We start from the raw sequence: 20,625 nt of genomic DNA, 5'->3' as shown, positions 1-20,625 counted from the left end.
GTCAGCGCTCGACCTCGCCGGCGATGAACGCCTCGACGGCGGCGTGCGCGTCGTGGTCGGCGTACTGCTGCGGCGGGGACTTCATGAAGTACGAGGAGGCGGAGAGGATCGGGCCACCGATCTTCCGGTCCAGCGCGATCTTCGCGGCCCGGACGGCGTCGATGATGACGCCGGCCGAGTTCGGCGAGTCCCAGACCTCGAGCTTGAGCTCGGCGTTGAGCGGGGTGTCGCCGAAGGAGCGGCCCTCCAGCCGGATGTACGCCCACTTGCGGTCGTCCAGCCACGGCACGTGGTCGGACGGGCCGATGTGCACGTCGCTCTTCTGCATCTCGTGCGGGATCTGCGAGGTCACCGACTGGGTCTTCGAGATCTTCTTGGAGACCAGGCGGTTGCGCTCCAACATGTTCATGAAGTCCATGTTGCCGCCGAAGTTGAGCTGGTAGGTGCGCAGCAGCTCGACCCCGCGGTCCTCGAAGAGCTTCGCGAGGGCGCGGTGCACGATGGTCGCGCCGACCTGGCTCTTGATGTCGTCACCGACGATCGGCAGACCGGCGTCGGTGAACTTCTGCGCCCACTCCGGGTCGGAGGCGATGAAGACCGGGAGGGCGTTCACGAACGCGCAGCCCGCGTCGATGGCGGCCTGCGCGTAGAACTTGTCGGCCTGCTCGGAACCGACCGGCAGGTAGGAGACGACGACGTCGACCTGCGCGTCGCGCAGCGCCTGGACCACGTCGACCGGCTCGACGTCCGATTCCTCGATGATCTCGCGGTAGTACAGGCCGAGACCGTCGAAGGTCGGGCCGCGCTGCACGGTGACGCCGGTCGGCGCCACGTCGCACAGCTTGATCGTGTTGTTCTCGCTGGCCACGATGGCCTCGGCGAGGTCCATGCCCACCTTCTTGGCGTCCACGTCGAACGCCGCGACGAACTTCACGTCGGAGACGTGGTAGTCGCCGAAGGTGACGTGCATGAGACCCGGGACGCGGTCGTTCGGGTCGGCGTTCCGGTAGTACTCCACGCCCTGCACGAGGGACGAGGCGCAGTTACCCACACCGACGATGGCGACGCGGACGGAGCCCATAACGTCTGCCTCCTTCTCTTTCATCACGGCCGCTCTTTCCTGGACTCTCCAGGCGGGGGCGGGCTGTCGTTTTCTCGTCGGCCGCCGGCTGTCCCGGGTTGCGGGACCGTCGGGGCTCGGCCGGAGCGCTCGTTGGCGATGAGCTCCTCCAGCCAGCGGACCTCGCGCTCACAGGCGTCGAGCCCGTGGCGTTGCAGTTCCAGGGTGTACGCGTCGAGCCGCTCGGCCGCCCGGCCGAGCACGTCGCGAAGGCCCTCGCGACGCTCCTCGATCTTCCGGCGACGACCTTCCAGGATCCGGAGCCGGGTGGCCTGGTCGGTCCGGGCGAAGAACGCGAAGTGCACGCCGAAGCCCGTGTCGTCGTACGTCTCGGGACCAGCCTGCGCTATGAGCTGGGCGAAGCGTTCCTTGCCCTCCGCGGTAATGGTGTAGACCACCCGACCGCGTCGGCTGGTCAGCGCGGGAACCTCCTCGGCGGTCGCGGGTGTGCCGGCGGCTTCGGTGATCCAGCCCGCCGCCTGCAGCCGGCGCAGGGTCGGGTAGAGCGTGCCGTAGCTGATCGCCGCCCGGATGGCGCCGAGTTTGGCGGTCAGCTCCTTGCGCAGCTCGTAGCCGTGCATCGGAGCCTCCTGCAGGAGGCCCAGGATGGCGAACTCGAGCACGGGCCATCCCTTCTTACCCCCGGCGCGGAGTCGTAACCGCCGCGATGTATCGGACCGATACATCGCACGTTAGCGGAGTCGCCCGACCGGGGCAAACCCCCGTTACGCGGTGCCGCGGTCACGGATCGTGACCATGGTCGCCTCGTTCGGCCGGACCGCGTACCCTTTGCCGCATGCGCACGTCTCGCCAGGTCGTCGACTACTCGCTCCAGAAGCGAGCGGTGCTGCGTGACCTCCTGGCGAACCGGATCGGCACGTATGACGTCTGCGACGCGTCGCCGTACCTGAAGAACGCTGCTCGCTTCCATGGCGAACCCACCGATGAGCGCTGCCCGATCTGCCGCAGCGAGAACCTCATCCACGTCCACTACATTTACGGGGACGAACTCAAGCAGTCGGCCGGGCAGGCGCGAAACCGGGCCGAGTTGTCGCTGCTGGCGATGACGCTGCGTGAGTTCCAGGTCTACGTGGTGGAGGTGTGCCCCGGCTGTGCCTGGAACCATCTCGTCGAGCAGTACCTGCTCGGCCGGGACGGGCTGGCCGACGGCACCGAGGACGGGTCGGAGCAGGAGGCGGCGAGCGGTTCGGCCGCGACCGGTTCCACCCCTCGTCGAAGGCGAGAGGCGCAACGGTGAACCTGGCTGTCCTGGTCGACCCCCGCGACATCGGCGAGCGGTCCACCCGACAGCTTCCACGTCTGATTGGTCCGATTAGGTCGGATCTGACGCCTGCGCCGGGGTGCGCCCACGGTGTAGCGTCTCGTGTTCCATCTCACGGCAACCCGGTGGCGGCGCGACCGCGCCCCACCGCGACCGGCAGGGTGTGAGGAATGAACTACGGCGATCCCAGTTCTTCGCGTGGGCGGGCCCAGATCCCGGGCCCGGGTGGGGACCCCGGCTCCGGCGGGGGCGCACGCGGGAACGGCTGGCCATCCGGAACGGGGGACGGTGCCTCGGCCCGCGCCTCCGTACCGCCGCGGGGCGGGCCCCCGGTCGGTGGCTCCGCCCCCGCACCGCGCGGCACCTCGGGCTCCGCATCCGCCGGGCGGTCCGGCCGGGCCTCGGTGCCCGTCTCGCCGGCGCCGGGCGGCGCCTCGGGGCGGGCCGGCGCCGGCCGCGCCTCGGTACCGGTCTCCCCGGCGGGCCCCGGCCGGGCCTCCGTCCCGGTCTCCCCGGCGGGTTCCGCCGGGCGCGCGTCGGTCGGCGCGGCCAGCGTGGGTACGGCCGGGCGGGCGAGCGTCGGCTCGGCGGCGGTAGGTGGCCGGGCCGCGGTGGCCCGCGCCGGCGTGCCCGGCCAGGCGGGCGGCGGCCCGGGTGGGCCCGGCGGCCCGACCGGTCCCGGCCGGGGCGGTCGCGGCGGTGACGACGACCCGGGCGCGGTGGCCCGGGCGAAGAAGCGCCGCCGGATCAACGTGATGATCGCCGGTTTCGCCGTCTTCATCATGCTCGCCGGCATCGGCGTGGTGACCTTCACCTGGTACTCGACCAACGTCGTCCTTCCCGAGGACACCACCCCGCCGCTGGCCACCACGATCTACGACAGGACCGGCAAGGGGGACCCGATCGCCAAGATCGGTGACCAGAACCGCACGCTGATCACGATCAAGGACATCCCGCAGTGGGTCCAGGACGCGGTCGCCGCGGCGGAGGACCGCAACTTCTACCGGCACGACGGCGTGGACTACAAGGGCATTGCCCGGGCCGCCTGGAACAACCTCACCGGCGGCGACAAGCAGGGCGCCTCGACCATCACCCAGCAGTACGCCCGCAACGCGTTCGACAACCTCAACCAGGACACGTACGGCCGCAAGGTGAAGGAGGCGATCCTCGCCTCCAAGCTGAACGACAAGTACGACAAGCCGACGATCATGCAGCACTACCTGAACGTGATCTACTTCGGCCGCGGCGCGTACGGCATCGAGGCGGCGGCGCAGACGTACTTCGGCAAGTCCACCAAGCAGCTCACCGTGGCGGAGGCCGCGGTGCTCGCCGCGCTGATCAAGCAGCCCGAGCCGAGCGCCACCCACAAGGGCTACGACCCGGCGATCAACCAGCAGGCCGCGCTGGAGCGGTGGAACTACGTCGTGCAGGGCATGATCACCGAGGGCTGGCTCGACGCTCCCGGCAAGCCGAAGCACCCCACCGAGTACCCGACCAAGACGCTCAAGAAGTACGACCCGAAGGCCACCGGTGCCTTCGGCGTCAACACCCCGTACGGCAATGTCATCAACTACGTCGCGCAGGAGATGCGCGACATGAATCTGTGCGTCGATGACGAGGCCGCGGTGACCGCGGACAAGCCGCTCTGTAAGCAGGCGCTCAGCAAGGGTGGCTACCGGATCACCACCACCCTCGACAAGGGTCTGCAGGCGAAGGCGCTCGCGGCGGCACGGCCGGCCACCAAGGGCTCCGAACTCGCCGACCAGCCCAAGACCCTGATGGCGGCCGTGGTGTCCATCGACCCCAGCAACGGTGAGGTGCGCGCCTACTACGGCGGTGACAACGGCACCGGCACGGACTTCGCCGGCAAGAACTACGACCAGAACGGCGTCGTCAGTGGCGGCCACTCGCCGGGGTCTAGTTTCAAGATCTACACCCTGGCCGCGGCGCTGGAGAATGACATCTCCATCAAGTCACGCTGGAAGGGCAAGTCGTTCAAGCCAGAGGGCTTCGACAATCCGATCAGCAACGCCGGCCACGACGCCAGCTGCGGCGACTCCTGCACCCTTGAGCAGTCGACACTGAAGTCACTCAACGTGCCGTTCTACTACATCACCGAGCAGATCGGCCCGGACAAGGTGCTCGACATGGCCAAGAAGGCCGGTGTCACGATGATGTGGAGCGACAACCCGGTGAAGGCCTACGACCTCACCAAGACCGACCCGAAGAAGCTGGCACCGGCGCCCTTCTACCACGTGCTCGGCTACGGCCAGTACCCGATCACCGTGCTGGACCACGCCAATGGCGTCGCCACCTTCGCCAACCAGGGCGTCTACAACAAGGCGCACTTCGTCAAGAAGGTCGAGAAGCAGAACCCGCAAACCGGCAAGTGGGACCTCGTGGGGGCCGCCAAGCTGAAGGGCCAGCAGCGCATCAGGAAGGAAGTCGTCGCGGACGTCACCTCGGTGCTGGAAGAATATCCGGCCGCCGTCGGCCGCCGCCTCGACAACGGCCGCAAGGCCGCCGAGAAGACCGGTACCTGGGAACTCGGCGACCCGAAGCAGCCCTTGGCCAACGGTGACGCCTGGATGGTCGGCTACACGCCGCAACTCGCCACCGCCGTCTGGGTCGGCAACAAGGGCAATCGCAAGGCAATCAAGGACAAGAACGGCAGGAACATCAGCGGCTCCAGCATCCCGGGCGCCATCTTCCAGCGCTTCATGAGCGACGCCCTCAAGGGCAAGGAGAAGTTGGACTTCCCGCCCGCCGCGCACATCGGCAAGGACGACACCGGCAACGGTGAGGCTCCCCCGCCGCCGGTCGAGCCGCCCAACTGCGACCCGCTCGGCCTGTTCTGCCCCGACGGGCCCAACGGCGGCAACCCCGGTGGTGGCGGCAACCCCGGTGGTGGCGGCAACCCCGGGCCGGGCGGCGGTGGCGGGCCGGGCGGCGGTGGCGGCGGTGGCGGACTGTTACCGACCACACCACCACGGCAGACCTACTGACGGCAGCGCCATCGACGGCGGTCGGGCCTCGGCCCGGCCGCCGTCGGCGTTCCCGGGTACCGGAAATTCGCGCTCCGGACGGGACGCGGAGGCCCGACGTACGGCAGGATGCCTCTCCATGAGCACCCAGTCGACGGCCGGCTTCGACGACCCCGGGACCACCGACCACCCGTCCCGCTCGGACGGGTTCGTTCGCGGCGCCTCCGAGCTGATCGGCGGCCCGCTCGGCGACCACGCGGTCGCCCTGGACCGGCCGGCCGGCCGCGACGGCCGGTTCTGGACCGCCGCCCGGATCGTGCTGGCGCTGGTCTGCCTCACCCTCGCCCTGCACTGGGTGCAGAAGTCGCCCTGCCAGGACGGCGCCTGGCAGAACAACAGCCAGTACACGCGGATGTGCTACACCGACGTGTTGGCGCTCTACTACGCCGAAGGGCTCAACGAGGGCAAGGTGCCCTACGTCGACCACCCGGTCGAGTATCCGGTGCTGACCGGCTACTTCATGGGGGCGCTCGGCCTGCCGGTGCACGCCCTCGGGGCCGACGATCCGGGCATCAACCAGGGCCAGTGGTTCTACAACCTCAACGCGCTCGTGCTGAGCGCGCTCGCCGTCGCCACCGTCGCCGTCATTCTGAACCTGCGCCGGCGCCGACCCTGGGACGCGGCCCTCTTCGCGCTCTCCCCCGCGCTGCTGCTCACCGCCACGGTCAACTGGGACCTGCTCGCCGTCGGGCTGGCCGCGTTCGGGCTGCTGGCCTGGGCGCGCACCGGGTCAAGCCGGACGTTGCGAATCCGCCTGCCTGGGCGATGGCTGCCGCGGCGCTGGCGCGAACGCGCAGGTCGCTTTTCCTTCGGCTTGAGCATCGGGATGTTGCTGGCTGCCCTGGCCGGGGTGCTGCTCGGGCTCGGCGGCGCGGCGAAGCTGTGGCCGCTGTTCATTCTCGGGCCGATCCTGGCGCTCGCCGTCCGCGCCGGCCGGGTCTGGACCGCCATCCTCTCCGTCCTCACGGCCGCGGTGACGGTGGTGGCGGTGAACCTGCCGGTGGCGATCCCCTATCGGAACAACTGGGGCCGGTTCTTCGAGTTGAACACCACCCGGCCGATCGACTGGGGCACCCTCTGGTACATCGGCCGGTACCTGGACGGCCGGATCAACCCGTCCAGCCCCGGTGACCTCGGGCCCTTCGAGTGGCTGAACGCGCACATCCCCACCCTGAACTGGGTGTCGTACCTCCTCTTCGGACTGGCCTGCCTCGGGGTGGCCGCGCTGGCGCTGTTCGCCCCGCGCCGGCCCCGCCTCGGCCAACTCGCCTTCCTGGTGGTCGCCGCCTTCCTGATCTTCAGCAAGGTCTGGTCCCAGCAGTTCGTGCTCTGGCTGCTCCCGCTCGCGGTGCTGGCCCGGCCCCGGTGGGGCGCCTTCCTGGCCTGGCAGCTCGCCGAGGTGGGCTACTTCGTCGCGTTCTACGGGGAGTTGCTCGGCACGGCCACCAGCCGGCCGGTGTTCCCCGAGGGGGTCTTCGTGCTCGCCGCCACCTTCCGGCTGGTCACCGTCGTGGTGCTCTGCGGCTTCGTGATCCGGGACATCCTCCGCCCCGAGCGGGACGCGGTGCGCGACACGTACGCCGACGACCCGGACGGCGGCGTCCTCGACGGCGCGGAGGACGCCGCGTGGCTGCGCCGGCTACGCCATCGCCCCACCCCGCACCCCACCGAACCCCTGCCCGCCTGACCTCGAAGGCAGGACTCACCGAACCCGGGCCACCCCTGAGCCGCGCCACGTGACGTGGCTGGGTGCGGCGAGGTTGGCGGGAGCCCAGCCGGCGCAGGGATCAAGCCTGACCGCCCGGAGCCGGCTGGGCTCCCGCCAACCCACCCCAAGAGAACCCCCGCAAGAAGTCAGAGCCGGAACACGACCGCGTCACCCACCTCCTCGCGGGTCACCCCCAACCCGTCGGAGGGCCGCTCCAGCATCCCCTCCCAGGGCGTGCCGCCGAGCCGGTCGCGGAGCACCACCACGTTCTTCACCCCGAGCTGGCGCAGGTAGTCGATGCTGGGCAGATCGGGGAAGCCGACGCTGACGTCGCGGACCTTGGCCTGGGTCTCCGGGGTGAAGCCGCTGCCGCCGTTGACCACGTCCTGGAACCGGCTGGTCGACCAGAGCATCACCGGCTGGTCCAGGTTCTGGCTGGTGGGCAGCACCAGCATCGGCCCGTCGAGGGTCCGGATCGCCACCGGCTGCGGCGGCACCACCGGGTGCGGGGTGGCGTTCAGGCCCTCCACGACCACCAGCAGCAGCGGCAGCAGGGTGGCCAGCCGCAGCCACGGGCCCGGCCACGGCGGGACCCGCTCCGCGGCGAGTTCGCGTACCCGGGCGCAGAACGCGGTCACCGCGCCGGCGGCCAGCAGGCCGAGCAGCAGGGTGGCCCAGAGCATCATCCGCCCCGGGGTGCGCAGGCCGTTCCAGCCCGGCAGGTGCTCGAAGAGCGGGACATAGGTGACGGTGCCGTGGAAGAACCGGGTGCCCATCGCCAGGACCATGCTGACCAGCACCCCGGCGAGCAGGAAGAGCCGGTGCCGGACCCGCCACACGGAGAAGAACAGCCCGCCGGCGGCCAGGGCGTAGAGCACGAAGCCCGGCAGCAGGGTCATCTCGGGGTGCCACGGCAGGGCGTTGCGCGCGCCCTCGTGCAGCGAACCCCACACCCGCGACTCGGCCGGAGCGGTGAAGAACCCGCTCACCGGCGGCGAGTAGGTGCCGATGTCGCCGAGCGTCCGCGCCGCGTTCGGGTGCAGCTCGGCGACCTTGAAGTACGGGATCGCCAGCAGCGCCCCCACCGCGGCGAAGAGAAGCGCGCCGAGCACGTCGGCGAGGAACAGCCGGCGGCCGAACGGGCGCTTCACGCGCCGGACCAGCCAGCGCCTCGCGAACCAGATCCCGGCGGAGACCAGCGCGATGCCGGCCAGCAGGTACGCGAACGGCAGGCCGATGCCGAAGCCGAGGCTGAGCTGCCACGCCGCCACCAGCCACCCGGCGAACGCCCAGCCGGGACGGCGTCGGGCCGGGCGGTAGCCGTACCGCAGGGACCAGCCGTGGCCGCGGGCGAGCATGGCCAGTGCCAGCGGGATCCCGCCGTTGGAGACGATGTGCAGGTGCCCGGCCTGGGCCAGCAGCCACGGGGCGTACGTGTAGGCGGCCCCGACCACGGCGGCACCGATCCGTCCCGACCCCAGCTGGCGGGCCAGCGCGTACGCCCCGAGCGTGGCGAGCGCGTGCGCCAGCACGAACACGATGTTGTAGCGCAGTACGGCGGCCTCGGGCCCGTGCCCGAGCATGCCGGCCGGCGCGTACCCGAGCAGCGTGTCGGAGAAGGCGAAGCTCCACCGGTCGGGGAAGAACGTGTTGGCGTTCCACAGCTGCCCCGGGTCGGTCAGCAGGATGTGCCCCGACCACGCCATCTGCCACGACTGGAGGCTCGGGTCCCAGTAGTCCTGCGGCAGCGTGTAGCCCGGGTAGCGCAGGGTGGGCCAGGTCATCAGCACGGCGAGCAGCAGGGCGCCGGCGGTGGCCAGGGTCCACTCGTGGATCAGGAATCGGCCGACCGCGCGGCCCACCCGGCGGGTACGGGTGAGCACCGGGGCCGGTGCGGGACCGAAGGCCGAGAAGGGGTCCGCCGGGTCGGTCTCCTCGCCCGCGCCGTCCTCGCCCTCGGCGGTGGTCCCGGCCGCCGCCTTCGCGGTGTCCGCGTCGGCCTTCGCGGTGCCGGCGTCGGTCTTTGTGCTGCCGGCGTCGGCCTTCGCGGTGTCGGCATCGGGCTGTGCGCTGCCGGCGTCGGCCTTCGCAGTGTCGGCATCGGTCGTGGCGCCGGCCCTGGCGGTGCCGGCGGTGGTTCCTACCGTGCTGGCCCCGGTCGCGGTGGTGGCGGTGGTCTTCGCGGCGGCGGCCTCGGTTCCCGCGGTGCCGGGTCCGGTCGCGGTGCTGGCGGCGGTCTTGGTGGCGGCGTCGGCCCGGTCGGGCGCGTCCGTGCCTCCGGTCGCCGCTCCGGCGCCGGACGCGTCCGTTCCCGCTCCGGCCTGGCCCGCCGCCGGCTCCGTTCCGGGCAGCCCGGAACCCGCGTCGGTCCTCAATCCGGCCTGGCCCGCCGCCGGCTCCGTTTCGGGCAGGCCGGAACCGGCGCCGCTCCCCGCTCCGGCCTCGCGCGCCGGTCCGGTGGCGTCGGACTGCTCGGTGGTCATGCGACCGTACCCAGCTGACCCCGCAGGAAGGCGATGTCCGCCGCCTGGCCCTCGACGCCGCCGGGGGTCTCCACGATGACCGGCGCGCCGGCCGCCCGGATGACCGCCACCACCAGCTCCGGGTCGATGGTGCCGCCGGTGAGGTTGTCGTGCCGGTCCTGGCCGGAGTTGAACGCGCCCTTGGAGTTGTTGGCGTGGATCAGGTCGATCCGGCCGGTGATGGCCTTGACCCGGTCGACCAGGCCCAGCAGCTCCTCGCCGCCGGCGAACGCGTGGCAGGTGTCGAGGCAGAAGCCGACCTCGTAGTCGCCGAGGGCGTCCCAGAGCCGGGCCAGCGCGTCGAGGTGCCTCGCACAGGCGTTGTCCCCGCCGGCGGTGTTCTCGATCAGGACCGGGAGCGGGAAGCCGCCGGAGTCCGCCGCGTACGCGAAGGTCTTGCGCCAGTTGTCGAAGCCGACGGCCAGGTCGTCACCGGCGCTCACGTGGCCGCCGTGCACGATCAGGCCCTTGGCGCCGACGGCGGCCGCGGCGTTCGCGTGGGCGATCAGCAGCTTGCGGCTGGGGATCCGGATCCGGTTGTTCAGGGTGGCCACGTTGATGACGTACGGCGCGTGGACGTAGAGATCGACATCGGCCCCGCGCAGCCGCTCGGCGTCCTCCCGGGGCTTCGGGGCCTTCCATCCCTGGGGATCGGCGAGGAAGAACTGGACGGCTTCGGCGTCCCGGGCGGTCGCCTCGGCCAGCGGGTCGGTCGGATCGACGTGGGCTCCGATTCGCATGCACGGCAGCCTACGTCGCACTGCTGACACGCGGGGTGACCGTGGCCGCCCTCGCTCGACGGGTCGGCCGGGGAGCTGTGGCGGAACGGCAGCGTCACCAGCCGGTCCGGCGCTCGTTGGTGGAGGTGGGATCGATGGTCGACGCTCCGCCCAGCGCGGTCCACAGCGCGTCCGGGCGAGGGGAGACCCCCGCCAACGGGACGCCCCGCCGTGCGGTCCCGGCACGACGGGGCGGGACCCGCTCGGCACATTGGCATTCCGTGACAAGGGATGCTGGGGCAAATTCCTCCATTTACCCCAAGAGGTGACGAGAGTCGTTGTATGGTCAGACCAGGTGACAACACGATAAAGCTCCGCGGGGCGTCCTCGATCCAACCTCATCGGTGTGGTCGTTCCTCCCCAGGTCCCACCCAAGGAATGCGGACGGGACGCCCCGCGGCCCCGTGGACAGGGGTCCACCACCGGCACCCGATGCCGGGGGTGGACCCCTGTCACCGCGTTCCGGGCCGGACGCCGGTCACCGCGCCCGGGACCGGCCGCCCGACCGGCCCGGCCATGATCGTCCGGACCGGGTATCCTGGTCCGGTTGTCCGCGTCCGGCCGGGTTCCCCCGGCACCGGTCATGGCAACGACGCACGACCTCCTGCCACGGAAGGACCGTGGCCGCTTAGCCCACAGGAGGTGAGCACGTCTTGCGTCATTACGAAGTTATGGTGATCCTCGACCCCAGCCTCGAGGAGCGCACCGTCGCCCCGTCGCTCGACACGTACCTGAACGTGATCCGGACCGCGGGTGGCTCGGTGGAGAAGACCGACGTGTGGGGCCGCCGGCGCCTCGCGTACGAGATCAACAAGAAGGCCGAGGGCATCTACGCCGTCATCGACCTCCAGGCGTCGCCGGAGGCCGTGGCTGAGCTGGACCGTCAGCTCCGACTCAACGAGTCGGTGCTGCGCACCAAGGTCATCCGCCCGGAGATGCGCTGAGCATCTAGACCCGGCACGTCCGGATCAAGCCTCATCGACGCTGTCGGAGGGCTCTGAGAGCCTGTGAGGGCGAAACGATGAGTGCGCGAGGAGATGGTCATGGCAGGAGACACCACCATCACGGTCATCGGCAACCTGACCGATGACCCCGAGTTGCGATTCACCCCCTCCGGGGCGGCGGTCGCCAAGTTCCGGGTCGCCTCGACGCCCCGCTTCATGGACAAGGCGTCCGGCGAGTGGAAGGACGGCGAGCCGCTCTTCCTCTCGTGCACGGTCTGGCGGCAGGCCGCCGAGAACGTCGCCGAGTCGCTGCAGCGCGGCGCCCGGGTGATCGTGTCCGGCCGGCTGCGTCAGCGGTCGTACGAGACCCGTGAGGGCGAGAAGCGCACCGTCATCGAGCTGGAGGTCGACGAGATCGGCCCGTCTCTGCGCTACGCCACGGCGAAGGTGCAGAAGATGTCCCGCTCGGGCGGCGGTGGCGGCGGCTTCGGTGGTGGTGGTGGCGGCGGCCAGGGCGGCGGCGGAGGCAACTTCGACGACCCCTGGGCCTCGGCTGCTCCGGCCCCCTCCCGCGCTGGTTCGGGCGGCGGCAACTTCGACGAGGAGCCCCCGTTCTAATGGCGCCGAGCGCCCGCGATCGCAAACCAGGAGCAAGAGCAATGGCCAAGGCTGCGGCACTGCGCAAGCCGAAGAAGAAGGTGAACCCGCTCGACAAGGACGGGATCACCTACATCGACTACAAGGACACCGCGCTGCTGCGCAAGTTCATCTCCGACCGCGGCAAGATCCGCGCTCGGCGGGTGACCGGCGTGACCTCGCAGCAGCAGCGGCAGATCGCCCGTGCGGTCAAGAACGCCCGCGAGATGGCGCTCCTGCCGTACACGGCTACGGCCCGCTGAGAGGAGGCACCGACATGAAGATCATCCTGACTCAGGAGGTGTCCGGCCTCGGTGCCCCGGGCGACATCGTCGAGGTCAAGGACGGCTACGGCCGTAACTACCTGCTGCCGCAGGGCTTCGCGATCGCCTGGACCAAGGGCGCGGAGAAGCAGGTCACGGTCATCAAGCGGGCCCGCTCGGCCCGCGAGATCCGCGACCTCGACCACGCCAACGAGGTCAAGGCCCAGATCGAAGGCCTGAAGGTCAACCTGAAGGCCCGCGCCGGCGACGGCGGACGGCTCTTCGGCTCGGTCACCCCGGCCGAGATCGTCGACGCCGTCAAGTCGGCCGGCGGTCCGATCCTGGACCGCCGCCGGCTGGAGACGCCCGGACACATCAAGTCGCTCGGCTCGTACCCGGTCAGCATCAAGCTGCACCCCGAGGTGACCGCCAAGTTCGACCTGAACGTCGTCAAGGGCTGACACCCGCAGCACCACGTAAGGGCCCGCACCGGACTGCCGGTGTGGGCCCTTACCGCTGCTCCGGGCTCCGTCCCGGCCCTGTCGCTCAGCCGATCGGCTGGCCGGTCACCGCGCTGATCAGCACCGTCGACAAGCCTCCGCCGACCACCGCCGCCGCGAGCGCCACCGTCGCCGACCGCCAACCCGAGCCGACCCGGCGCAGCACCACCGCCACGACCAGACTGCTCACCAGCGCCAGACCGAACCGTGGCGCGCCGTCGATCAGCGAGGCCAGCGCGTGCGTACGTGGCGAGTCACAGCCACCACCGGTGATGTCCGTGACGCAGCCCGCCGGCGGCTGCCCGTCCAGGAACAGCAACCCGACCAGCAGCAGCACCGCCGGCACCAGGTAACACGCGGCGGTGTAGACCAGCGACCGCAGCGGCCCACCCGGATCCGGATCGAGCAGGTCGTCCTCCAGCCGGCGACCCCACGTCCCGCCGCCCAGCGTCTCCGCGCGTCGGCGCAACGCCGCCGCCCCACCCCGCTCGGCGTCCACCGCCGGCATCGGGCGGCGCCGGGGCACCGCACCCGGCCGGGCGGCCGGATAACCCACCATGGGTGACCGCGGCGCCGACGGTGGGGTCTCCACCCACCGCGGATCGTCCCCGGCCAGCCGCGTCCCCGACCAGAAGCTCTCGGCCCGCTCCGCCGACGCCCAGCCCTCCCGGACCGGCGCCGGCGGCACCGTCCGGTCCCACCGGTCGACCTCGGCGTACCGGTCCCAGCCGCCCGCCTCGGCGGACCGGTCCCACCCGCCCGCGTACCGGTCCGGCCCACCGGGGTCGGGGTGCGCGTCCCACCGGCCGGTGTCCGTGACCCGGCCCAGCTCGCCGGTGTGCTCCATCCGGTCCCAGTGGGCCGGGCGGTCCGACCGGTCCCACCGCTCGCCGGCCGCCGGGCGCTGCCAGGCGTGCACCCCGGACGCGTCCCACGGGTCGACCGCCGGCGGCACCGGCTCCGACTCGGCCGCCCGGCCCCGGGCCCACGGATCGGCCGCCGGACGGGACCAGGCATCTGCCGCCGGACGGGACCAGGCATCGGTCGCCCGCCGCTCGCCCGGGCCGTCCGCCCAGCGTTCGACCTCCCCACCCCGGGAACCGGTCTCTTCCACGCCGGACCAGGTCACCTGCGGCCGTCGCGTCGGGGCACGGCGTGGTCGGGTCAGCGGCGCCGGCCCGGACACCGGCTCGTCCTCCATGGACTCGGCGCGTCGGCTCCCCACGTATCCCCGGTCCTGCGGGGCGTCGAAGGTCCACTCGGCGGTGTGCTCGACGGCCGGCCCGGCACCGATCGCCCGCAACTCGCGGCGGTCGCCGTCCGCGCGCCACCCGCTCTCCGCGCCACCGCGCCAGCCACTTCCCGAGTACGGCGGCTCGACCTCGTCCTCGTCGTCCGGGGCGGCGTGCCGGCCCCCGCCGTCCGCCCGGCGGATCCCCGACTCCAACGCCCACCGGGGCAGGTACGTCTCGACCGGCTCGTCCTGACCGCGCTCGATCGCCCGGCGGCGGCTCGGGGTGCCGTACCGCCCGGACTCGTAGGGTGACGCCTCCAGCTCACGGCGGGCCGAATGGGGACGGTCGGAGCTGGCCGGGAACCGCTCGGCGGGGTCATCCCACGAGGTGACCGGCGGCCGCTCGCGCGGGCTGCCCTCCCCGCTTGCCCAGTCCCGGTAACTCACGGCCGGAGCGTGACCCTTCTCAACCGAAATCGCAATCCGCTGTCCAGGTGTAGCCGTTCGCAGAGATAGTACGGGACGAACGGCCGCGAAGCTCCACCCGAAATCTTCCGTCCACAGGGTGGGGATTGCGTAACCGCAGGTCAGGGCGCTGTCGCGAGGAATTCCCCATTACTTGTCCACATCCTGTGCACACGCTGCGCACATTTCTGCGCCCGGCGTCCACAGGTTGTCCCGAGGCTCGTCCACCGGCATTGTTGAGGGTCTGACCTCGGGTTCCGTATCGTGGTCCCCCGACCGTCCGGGCGGTGGCCCCCGATCGACCGGAGGGTCGTCGAAGTTGTCACACCCCGGCGGTACAGCTGGAACCGATCCGACGCAGCAAGGGGGGACCCGTGTCGGTCACGGACGACACGCGGGCGGACGGGACCGGCGGGCAACCGCCGATGCCGGCCCAACGCGACGCGCAGTTCGAGAAGACCCCACCCCAGGACGTCGCCGCCGAGCAGTGCGTCCTCGGCGGCATGCTGCTCTCCAAGGACGCCATCGCCGACGTCGTCGAGATCCTCAAGTCCAACGACTTCTACCGGCCGGTGCACGCCACCATCTTCGACGCCATCCTCGACATCTACGGCCGCGGTGAGCCCGCCGACCCGATCACCGTGGCGGCCGCCCTGGCCGACTCCGGCGACCTCGCCCGGATCGGCGGCGCGCCCTACCTGCACACCCTGATCGCCAGCGTGCCCACCGCCGCGAACGCCGCCTACTACGCGCGCATCGTCGGCGAGCGGGCGGTGCTGCGCCGGCTGGTCGAGGCGGGTACCCGCATCGTCCAACTCGGGTACGGCACCGGCCAGGGCGGCAGCCGGGACGTCGACGACATCGTCGACCTCGCCCAGCAGGCCGTCTACGAGATCACCGAGAAGCGGGTCAGCGAGGACTTCGCCGTCCTGGCCGACATGCTCCAGCCGACCCTCGACGAGATCGAGGCCGTGGGGGCGCAGGGTGGGGTGATGACCGGGGTGCCGACCGGCTTCAGCGACCTCGACCGGCTGCTCAACGGCCTCCACCCGGGCCAACTCATCATCGTGGCCGGCCGCCCGGGTCTCGGGAAGGCGCTCGCGCTCGACACCCCGCTGCCCACCCCCGAGGGCTGGACCACGATGGCCGAGGTGGCCGTCGGGGACCGGTTGCTCGCGGCCGACGGCACGCCGACCACCGTCACCAACGTCTTCGACGTGATGTACGGCCGGCCGTGCTACGAGGTGGAGTTCTCCGACGGCTCGGTGATCGTGGCCGACGCCGAGCACCTGTGGAAGACCACGACCCGGGCCAGCCGGCGACAGCCGGCGGCGCGCCCGAGCCATTACTGGTCGGACGCATCGCTCGCCCGGATCCGGACGGTCGAGGCGACCGTCGATGCCGAGCCGCACCGCCTGGTCACGCTCGCGCAGGCCCTGGAGCAGGTCGGGCCCGAGTTCCGCAACGTGCTGCACACCGTCGCCCGCCAGGTGGGCGCCAACGGCCGGATCAGCCGCCCGATCACCCGGGCCGGCAAGGTACGGAACTGGACGGCCCCCGGCTACCCGGCGGGCGCGCTGCTGAGTGGCCTTCGTGAACGGGCCGAACGGCAGGTCAACGCCGGCGTCCGGGCGAACCACGACGGGGTGGTCACCACCGCGCAGATCGCCGCCACGCTGCGCACCGAGACAGCCGACCGTCGCCTGAACCACGCGGTCGAGAACTGTGCGCCGCTGCAGTTGCCGGAGCGGGAGCTCGTTGTTCCCCCGTACACCCTCGGGGTGTGGCTCGGCGACGGGCACACCGGAGCGAGCCGTTTCACCACCGCGGACGCCGAGATGGTCGACCTGGTCGCGCAGGACGGCTTCGTGGTGCGCCCCAGCGGGCGGATGGTCTTCACCATCGTGCTGCCGACTCCCGCCGCGACCCCGGACCGGACCTGCGTCGACTGCGGCCGCTCGACGCGAGCGCTGCGCGAGAACCCGACGAGCCGGCGGTGCGCGGTCTGCCACGACCGGAACGGCTCGTTCCTGGCGCTGCTCCGGCGGGCCGGAGTGGCACACCGGAAGCACATCCCGCAGGAGTACCTGCGCGCCTCGCAGACCCAGCGGCGCGCGCTGCTCGCCGGCCTGATGGACACCGACGGCACGGTGGCGCCGGCCGGGAACCTCCAGTACACGTCGACCTCGAAGCGGCTGATCGAGGACGTCCGCGAACTGGTGGTCAGCCTCGGCTACCGGTGCACCGTCAACGAGAAGCGGGTGCGCGGCCGGACCGAGGAGTCCTCGACCGCGTACACCCTGAACTTCTCCACGCCCGACCCGGTCTTCCGCCTTACGCGCAAGCGCACCGCGCACGCGGCGCGGCGAAGGACGTCGTCGGATGTCCGGACGACCGCTCGCTTCATCGTGGACGTCAGGCCGATGCCCAGCGTCCCGGTCCGGTGCGTGACGGTCGACAACCCCGAGCACCTCTACCTGGCCGGTCGGTCCATGATTCCGACGCACAACAGCACCGCGAGCATGGACTTTGCCCGAAATGCCGCTATCCGCGCCAACCACGCGTCGGCGATCTTCTCGCTGGAAATGAGCAAGGTCGAGATCGTCATGCGACTGCTTTCGGCCGAGGCCCGGGTTCCGCTGCACGTGCTGCGCAGCGGCCAGCTCTCCGACGACGACTGGACCAAGCTGGCCCGGTGCATGGGTGAGATCAGCGAGGCGCCGCTCTTCGTCGACGACACCCCGAGCATGAACCTCATGGAGATCCGGGCGAAGGCGCGCCGGCTCAAGCAGAAGCACGACCTCAAGCTGATCGTGGTCGACTACCTCCAGCTGATGACCTCGCCGAAGCGCACCGAGAGCCGACAGCAGGAGGTCGCCGACCTGTCCCGTGGCCTGAAGCTGCTGGCCAAGGAGGTCGAATGCCCGGTGATCGCGGTCAGTCAGCTGAACCGTGGCCCGGAGCAGCGCACCGACAAGCGACCCCAACTGTCCGATCTGCGTGAGTCCGGCTGCCTCACTGCCGAGACGAGGCTGATCCGGGCGGACACGAACGCCGAGGTGACTCTGGGTCAACTCTTGGCAGGCAATGTCAGGGACATCCCCGTCTGGGCGCTGGACGAAAGCCTCCGCTACACGCCGCGAACCCTTACCCATGCGTTCCCGAGCGGGATCCGGGAAGTGTTCGAGATGACCCTCGCGTCCGGAAAGCAGATCCATGCCACCGCGAACCATCCGTTCCTCACCTTCGGTGGCTGGGCACCACTGGCGGAGCTGACCGCCGGATCGCGGATCGCGGCTCCCCGGCACATCCCGCCGCCGTTGCACATCCGGCCTTGGGCTGAATCGGAGGTCGTGCTGCTGGCGCACCTGCTCGGGGACGGCTCCTTCGTGCACCGTCAGCCGATCCGCTATGCCAGCTGCGACGAGATGAACCTGCAGGCGGTGTCGGATGCTGCCATTCACTTTGGGATCACGACCGTCCGCGACGACTACCCCGCTGCCCGCGTGACCACTCTCCGGCTACCTGCGCCGTACCGGCTCGCCCGAGGTCGACGGAATCCGGTCGCGGAGTGGTTGGACGGCTTCGGCCTGTTCGGGCTGCGGTCGCACGAGAAGTTTGTGCCGCAGGAGGTGTTCGGACTCTCCAAGGAGCAGATCACCCTCTTCCTGCGGCACCTCTGGGCCACCGACGGGTCCGTGACGGTGAACAAATCCGGCCGAGGCGGGCGGGTCTATTTTTCCTCCACCAGCCGCCGGCTGCTCGAGGACGTCTCGCGACTCCTGCTCCGCTACGGCATCACGGCCCGATTGAGGCAGGTGCCGGTCGCGCGGCATCGGCCGCAGTACACGCTCGACATTTCCGGACGCGACGACCAGCTCCGGTTCCTGCGCGAGATCGGCGTGCACGGCGAGCGGGCCGCCGGGTGCGCGGCCTTGCTGACCTGTCTTGAGGCGATGGAGAGCAACCCGAATGTCGACACCGTGCCGAGAGACGTGTGGACGCGGGTGCGGGAGATCCTGGCCGAGCAGCAGATCAGCCACCGTGAGTTCGCCGCTGCGGTGGGAACCAAGTTCTGCGGCAGCACGATGTGGAAGCATGCGCCGAGCCGGTCGAGACTCGCGAAAATCGCCAAGGTTCTGGACTCCGCTGAGTTGGACCTGCACGCAACGAACGACGTCTTCTGGGACGAGATCGTCTCGATCAAGTCCGTCGGCCAACGGGATGTCTACGACGCGACGGTGCTGGGGACACACAACTTCATCGCCAACGGCATCGCCGCGCACAACTCGATCGAGCAAGATGCGGACGTTGTCATCCTGCTGCATCGCGACGACTACTACGACAAGGAGTCGCCGCGCGCCGGCGAGGCGGACTTTATTGTCGCCAAGCATCGGAATGGCCCCACCGACACGGTGACCGTGGCCGCCCAGCTACACCTGTCCCGCTTCGTCGACATGGCCATCGTCTGACTCCTCGTACGGCAGCCGCCGTTCAGGATGGTGGCTGAAGCTTCCCGACGCGCGACATCGGCACTGCTCGACCTGGTCATTTGCGAAGGGCGCAGAACGCCCGGCACGATCACGGGATGACGGGTACGACAGGCGGTCCGGTGGTACGACCCACGACCCACGACACCCGCGGTCGACCTGCGGGTGCACCGCTGGCTGATGATCGTCGGGGCGCTCCTCACCGCCGTCGCCCTTCTGCTGTTGTCGCTTCTCCCTGACCCGCCTGCCGAGGCGGTCGCGATGGCGGGGTGGGTCGAACGCGGTCACTCGTTACTGTTGTGGAGCGACGAGCTGCTGTTCTTCGCGGTCATCTGCTGGGGAGCCGGTGCTCGCGGTCTCCTCGGCGCGCGCCAGGCCGGACCGTCGGTGCGGATCAATGTGGGAGGGACCGCTCTCACCATCGCCCTCGCCGCGCTTTTCGTCGTACTGCTCGCGGTGGGGCGTCTGGTCTACCCGGTGTTTGAGATTCAACCGTCAGCCGAGGTTGTAGCCCTGGTCGTCAGCTCGGCGTTCGGCGCCCTGCATCTGGCGTTCCTAGGGTTCGCCGTTACCGCGGTCGCGCTCAACTGGTCGACACGTGCCGGGCTGATCGGACGAGTTGTGGGCATCGTTGCCGCAGCCGCATTCCTCGTAGGCTCCTTCCCCTGGCTGGCACCGAACGGGTGGAACTCTTTGGTCGCGGTACTGGTCGCCGCGTGGGGCGTGTTCCTCGGCCTTGCCTCCGGGACCGGCACCGAGAATTCCGGCGACGCTACGAGAAGGACGCATACCATCGGGTAGCTGGTACGGCAGCCGCGCGTCCGCCGCCACCCCACCTGAGCAGCAGCATCTCAAACGGCGGCCGTCGTACTAGCCGAGCAGCGGGAACCGCTCCGCGACCGGGCCCAGTTCGCGCCGGTCGGCGTCGGTGAGCGGCCGCCGGCCGGTGGCCTTGAGCAGGTAGTCCTCGTCGTCCCAGCCGGCCGGCCGGGGCGCGTCGGCGCGCAGGCCGTCCAGGGTGGTCAGCGTGACCGCGACGGCGGCGGCACCGGGTAGGGGCGCGTCCGGCAGGTCGACGATCAGGTCGAGGTGGTGCAGCACGGCCTCGGTGGTGAGGGTGGTCAGCAGATCGGGGATCCGGATGACGTGACCCTGGGTGGTGACGCACCGCTCCGGGTCGTCACCGTGTACGGCGACGCCGGCCGCGCGGACGGCGGCGGGCGCGGTGTCGGACCAGAGCCGGACCACGCCGCTCGGGCGTTCGAACGCCGAAGCCGAGCGGCGGGCCCACCAGGCGTGCCGGTCGCCGCCGGCGTCGCCGCCGGGCGGGAAGGACCGCCAGTAGCTGACCTGGTCCACGTCGGCCGGGCCGGGTGCCGGGCTGGCCAGCGCGACCAGCGCCCGCTGGGCGTCGCAGAGCACGTGGAAGAGCAGGTCGGCGACGAGCCATCCGTGGCAGCCGGTCGGTCGTTGCAGGTCGGCGTCGTCGAGATCGGCGACCACCCGGGTGATGCCGTCGTAGGCCTGCGCCAGGGCGATGTGCTGCCCGCTCGGAGTCATGAGGTGCAGACTGCCACGGTCGGGGTCCGCCGGCACGGCACCGGCCGGCCGGCCGGACACGGGGCCGGCCGACACGGG

At 70.9% G+C, this 20,625-nt stretch carries 15 protein-coding genes; 9 read left to right on the top strand and 6 right to left on the bottom strand.

The annotated features are described in order from the left end of the window. Position 1: 1 nt before the first annotated feature. Together AB0I11_RS14445 and AB0I11_RS14440 are read right to left on the bottom strand one after the other, a co-directional pair. Positions 2–1,081, bottom strand: a complete 1,080-nt coding sequence (locus AB0I11_RS14445) for an inositol-3-phosphate synthase (protein WP_357319067.1) — start codon at positions 1,079–1,081, stop codon at positions 2–4. A gap of 23 nt (positions 1,082–1,104) precedes the next feature. Next, complete coding sequence (locus AB0I11_RS14440) at positions 1,105–1,743, bottom strand: PadR family transcriptional regulator (RefSeq protein WP_357319064.1); 639 nt, start codon at positions 1,741–1,743, stop codon at positions 1,105–1,107. 173 nt (positions 1,744–1,916) lie between these two features. Between AB0I11_RS14440 and AB0I11_RS14435 the strand changes: the two genes are divergently transcribed. The 3 genes from AB0I11_RS14435 to AB0I11_RS14425 all read left to right on the top strand — a co-directional run bounded on the left by AB0I11_RS14435 (position 1,917) and on the right by AB0I11_RS14425 (position 7,133). Then, entirely contained in the window at positions 1,917–2,378 is a 462-nt protein-coding gene (locus AB0I11_RS14435; protein ID WP_357319061.1) for a DUF5318 domain-containing protein, read from the top strand. Positions 2,379–2,572: 194 nt separating this feature from the next. Beyond that, positions 2,573–5,407, top strand: a complete 2,835-nt coding sequence (locus AB0I11_RS14430) for a transglycosylase domain-containing protein (protein WP_357319059.1) — start codon at positions 2,573–2,575, stop codon at positions 5,405–5,407. A gap of 118 nt (positions 5,408–5,525) precedes the next feature. Then, on the top strand, positions 5,526–7,133 hold the full coding sequence (locus AB0I11_RS14425; RefSeq protein WP_357319056.1) for a hypothetical protein: 1,608 nt from the start codon (positions 5,526–5,528) through the stop codon (positions 7,131–7,133). 167 nt (positions 7,134–7,300) lie between these two features. Here the strand turns inward: AB0I11_RS14425 and AB0I11_RS14420 are convergent, their stop codons facing one another. Next, positions 7,301–9,637: a hypothetical protein gene (locus tag AB0I11_RS14420; protein ID WP_357319053.1), complete on the bottom strand. Its 2,337-nt coding sequence runs from the start codon at positions 9,635–9,637 to the stop codon at positions 7,301–7,303. Further along, positions 9,634–10,416, bottom strand: coding sequence for a deoxyribonuclease IV (locus AB0I11_RS14415; protein ID WP_357319049.1), 783 nt, complete (start codon positions 10,414–10,416; stop codon positions 9,634–9,636). The genes AB0I11_RS14420 and AB0I11_RS14415 overlap by 4 nt, the downstream gene beginning before the upstream one ends. Before the next feature lie 692 nt (positions 10,417–11,108). Between AB0I11_RS14415 and rpsF the strand changes: the two genes are divergently transcribed. The 4 genes from rpsF (at position 11,109) to rplI (ending at position 12,759) form a co-directional block, all read left to right on the top strand. Continuing rightward, positions 11,109–11,399, top strand: coding sequence for a 30S ribosomal protein S6 (gene rpsF / locus AB0I11_RS14410; RefSeq protein ID WP_046563719.1), 291 nt, complete (start codon positions 11,109–11,111; stop codon positions 11,397–11,399). Between the two features lie 81 nt (positions 11,400–11,480). Continuing rightward, positions 11,481–12,017, top strand: coding sequence for a single-stranded DNA-binding protein (locus AB0I11_RS14405; protein WP_175441301.1), 537 nt, complete (start codon positions 11,481–11,483; stop codon positions 12,015–12,017). Between the two features lie 41 nt (positions 12,018–12,058). Beyond that, on the top strand, positions 12,059–12,298 hold the full coding sequence (gene rpsR, locus AB0I11_RS14400; protein WP_007073789.1) for a 30S ribosomal protein S18: 240 nt from the start codon (positions 12,059–12,061) through the stop codon (positions 12,296–12,298). A 14-nt stretch (positions 12,299–12,312) separates the two neighbouring features. Beyond that, a complete protein-coding gene (gene rplI / locus AB0I11_RS14395; protein WP_357319044.1) occupies positions 12,313–12,759 on the top strand; it encodes a 50S ribosomal protein L9 in 447 nt (148 codons plus the stop codon). A gap of 85 nt (positions 12,760–12,844) precedes the next feature. On the opposite strand, the gene AB0I11_RS14390 is transcribed toward rplI, so the two are convergent. Beyond that, entirely contained in the window at positions 12,845–14,479 is a 1,635-nt protein-coding gene (locus AB0I11_RS14390) for a hypothetical protein (RefSeq protein WP_357319041.1), read from the bottom strand. A 443-nt stretch (positions 14,480–14,922) separates the two neighbouring features. Here AB0I11_RS14390 and AB0I11_RS14385 point away from each other — a divergent pair, with 443 nt between their 5' ends. After that, positions 14,923–18,969 carry a replicative DNA helicase gene (locus AB0I11_RS14385; RefSeq protein ID WP_357319209.1) on the top strand — a complete coding sequence of 1,349 codons (4,047 nt, stop codon included), beginning with the start codon at positions 14,923–14,925 and terminating at the stop codon, positions 18,967–18,969. A 183-nt stretch (positions 18,970–19,152) separates the two neighbouring features. Continuing rightward, a complete protein-coding gene (locus AB0I11_RS14380) occupies positions 19,153–19,788 on the top strand; it encodes a hypothetical protein (RefSeq protein WP_357319038.1) in 636 nt (211 codons plus the stop codon). A 69-nt stretch (positions 19,789–19,857) separates the two neighbouring features. Here the strand turns inward: AB0I11_RS14380 and AB0I11_RS14375 are convergent, their stop codons facing one another. Next, on the bottom strand, positions 19,858–20,547 hold the full coding sequence (locus tag AB0I11_RS14375; protein WP_357319035.1) for a maleylpyruvate isomerase N-terminal domain-containing protein: 690 nt from the start codon (positions 20,545–20,547) through the stop codon (positions 19,858–19,860). Positions 20,548–20,625: the final 78 nt, after the last annotated feature.

This window comes from Micromonospora sp. NPDC050495, from assembly GCF_040655175.1.
Taxonomy (GTDB): domain Bacteria; phylum Actinomycetota; class Actinomycetes; order Mycobacteriales; family Micromonosporaceae; genus Micromonospora.
Note: the sequence above shows the minus strand (reverse complement) of the source record. Positions and strands in the feature narration are given on the sequence as shown.

Coding starts and splice junctions, on each gene's coding strand:
- AB0I11_RS14435 (WP_357319061.1), top strand. CDS start 1,917: ATGCGCACGTCTCGCCAGGTCGTCGACTACTCGCTCCAGAAGCGAGCG.
- AB0I11_RS14420 (WP_357319053.1), bottom strand. CDS start 9,637: ATGACCACCGAGCAGTCCGACGCCACCGGACCGGCGCGCGAGGCCGGA.
- AB0I11_RS14430 (WP_357319059.1), top strand. CDS start 2,573: ATGAACTACGGCGATCCCAGTTCTTCGCGTGGGCGGGCCCAGATCCCG.
- AB0I11_RS14385 (WP_357319209.1), top strand. CDS start 14,923: ATGCCGGCCCAACGCGACGCGCAGTTCGAGAAGACCCCACCCCAGGAC.
- rplI (WP_357319044.1), top strand. CDS start 12,313: ATGAAGATCATCCTGACTCAGGAGGTGTCCGGCCTCGGTGCCCCGGGC.
- rpsR (WP_007073789.1), top strand. CDS start 12,059: ATGGCCAAGGCTGCGGCACTGCGCAAGCCGAAGAAGAAGGTGAACCCG.
- AB0I11_RS14415 (WP_357319049.1), bottom strand. CDS start 10,416: ATGCGAATCGGAGCCCACGTCGATCCGACCGACCCGCTGGCCGAGGCG.
- AB0I11_RS14425 (WP_357319056.1), top strand. CDS start 5,526: ATGAGCACCCAGTCGACGGCCGGCTTCGACGACCCCGGGACCACCGAC.
- AB0I11_RS14445 (WP_357319067.1), bottom strand. CDS start 1,081: ATGGGCTCCGTCCGCGTCGCCATCGTCGGTGTGGGTAACTGCGCCTCG.
- AB0I11_RS14375 (WP_357319035.1), bottom strand. CDS start 20,547: ATGACTCCGAGCGGGCAGCACATCGCCCTGGCGCAGGCCTACGACGGC.